This is a genomic window from Neoluteolibacter marinus, from assembly GCF_014904755.1.
Lineage (GTDB): Bacteria > Verrucomicrobiota > Verrucomicrobiia > Verrucomicrobiales > Akkermansiaceae > Haloferula > Haloferula marina.
The window spans coordinates 1-1,367 of record NZ_JACZFQ010000153.1 but is presented as its reverse complement, the minus strand read 5'-3'; the positions used below and the strand labels follow the sequence as shown (position 1 = coordinate 1,367).

3 protein-coding genes are annotated in these 1,367 nt (G+C 58.3%); 1 reads left to right on the top strand and 2 read right to left on the bottom strand.

Annotated elements, in window-relative coordinates:
• Positions 1–176 precede the first annotated feature (176 nt).
• Together IG178_RS24265 and IG178_RS24260 are read right to left on the bottom strand one after the other, a co-directional pair.
• A complete protein-coding gene (locus tag IG178_RS24265) occupies positions 177–632 on the bottom strand; it encodes a DUF695 domain-containing protein (RefSeq protein ID WP_193215178.1) in 456 nt (151 codons plus the stop codon).
• Positions 633–787: 155 nt separating this feature from the next.
• Entirely contained in the window at positions 788–1,075 is a 288-nt protein-coding gene (locus tag IG178_RS24260; protein WP_193215177.1) for a hypothetical protein, read from the bottom strand.
• Positions 1,076–1,144: 69 nt separating this feature from the next.
• On the opposite strand from IG178_RS24260, the gene IG178_RS25755 reads away from it, so the two are divergent.
• On the top strand, positions 1,145–1,367 hold a 223-nt coding region (locus tag IG178_RS25755), incomplete at its 3' end, for a hypothetical protein (protein ID WP_226895740.1).

Genomic DNA, 1,367 nt, shown 5'->3' with positions numbered 1-1,367 from the left:
GACGCGTGGCTGCACGGCCAAGGGGTTCCCGATCTTGTGAAACAGTGGGTCGTCATTCGCTATCCCGACGGGCCGCAAGGCTCAGCCGGGACGGCATGACGAATTGGAACCGCCCGGTGCGGATCCGCATGCCGGGTGGTGTGGGGGGTGACGGTTAGAGCCCGTCACCTACCCGATTAGGCTTCAATTTTTAGCGGGTTGAGAATCGACTCCCTCAAATAGGTCCAAGTGGGGTCTTCGTCGGCTTCAAGCTCGATCGGGTAGGATCGCTCTTCGTGAGGCATCGCCGCCAATCGTCGTCCGCACTCAGAAACATCGCTCGTATAGAACACCCATTGGCGGGCGCCATCGAAGGTCAACACCGCCACCCAGACAGCGTGATTATCGTGGCCGAGAGCCTCAAACAGCCGCTCCTCGAAAACGTTCATCGCTTCGTTCGCCTCACGTGTGGGAAGCGCCCCCGAATCGCACTCAGCGTAGGGCCACAACACTGCAAGCCGCCATGGGTAGCCGGGAACTTCCGAACCGCCGAGGACGGGCAACCTATATCGAATCAGGGCGACATCGCCGCCGCTTGAGACTTCTGCGAAGGAAGCTCTATCGCCTTCAACCATTTCGAGGACCGGATTCATTCGCGAGATTCTTGCCTAACGTCTCAGTGGAGACGCGCGAACGCAAGGCCGCGCGTCGGGAAAGCGGAAAGGCTGCGAATCCACGAGGCGGCTCGCAACAACGCGGCGGTTAAGCGTCGATCTCCCACGACTTGTTGTGCCAATTGGTTTTGCACCTAGGACGCCGGATGAATCTCGTAGGTTCCATCGGAGAACTCCGAGAACGCGTCGATCGACTCCCCTTCGAGGCACAGGCCGTAAAACTCGGCCCCACCCGACATCCGGGCATACTCGATGGCCCCCACCTTGGAATCTTCGGTCCTTCCGGAAGTCGCTTCGAGACGGATCGCATCGCCAACCTTGGCCGGAGGTGCCAGCGTGGCTGGAACATGGGTAAGGACTACCTGCGGGCCACCCGTGATGGCAAAGGCGACACCGATTCGGTTGCGGAGTGCGGAGTCCATTTCTTCGGCACAACAGTATTTATTAACCCGGTGAGCATATCGGTTTTCGAGCTGCCCACCCGGACTTGATTGAACCGCATCCAAGCTTGGAAAGCACTGGCTGTCAATCGGCCCCGCCAATCCCGGCAACGATCCAGCGCGGGCGATTTTGATAAGCATCTGATGATCATCATCTTTCGCGATGATTCTCGATACGATTTCTCCCCGTCTCCTGACTTCTCGGATACGTCGGCAATTACCAGGTGCGAAAGGATCAGTTTTTCATGGACACTCAAACGAACAGCATGGATGC

Excerpts from the sequence above, each read along its gene's own strand:
- IG178_RS24265 (WP_193215178.1), bottom strand. The coding sequence starts at position 632 with ATGAATCCGGTCCTCGAAATGGTTGAAGGCGATAGAGCTTCCTTCGCA.
- IG178_RS24260 (WP_193215177.1), bottom strand. The coding sequence starts at position 1,075 with ATGGACTCCGCACTCCGCAACCGAATCGGTGTCGCCTTTGCCATCACG.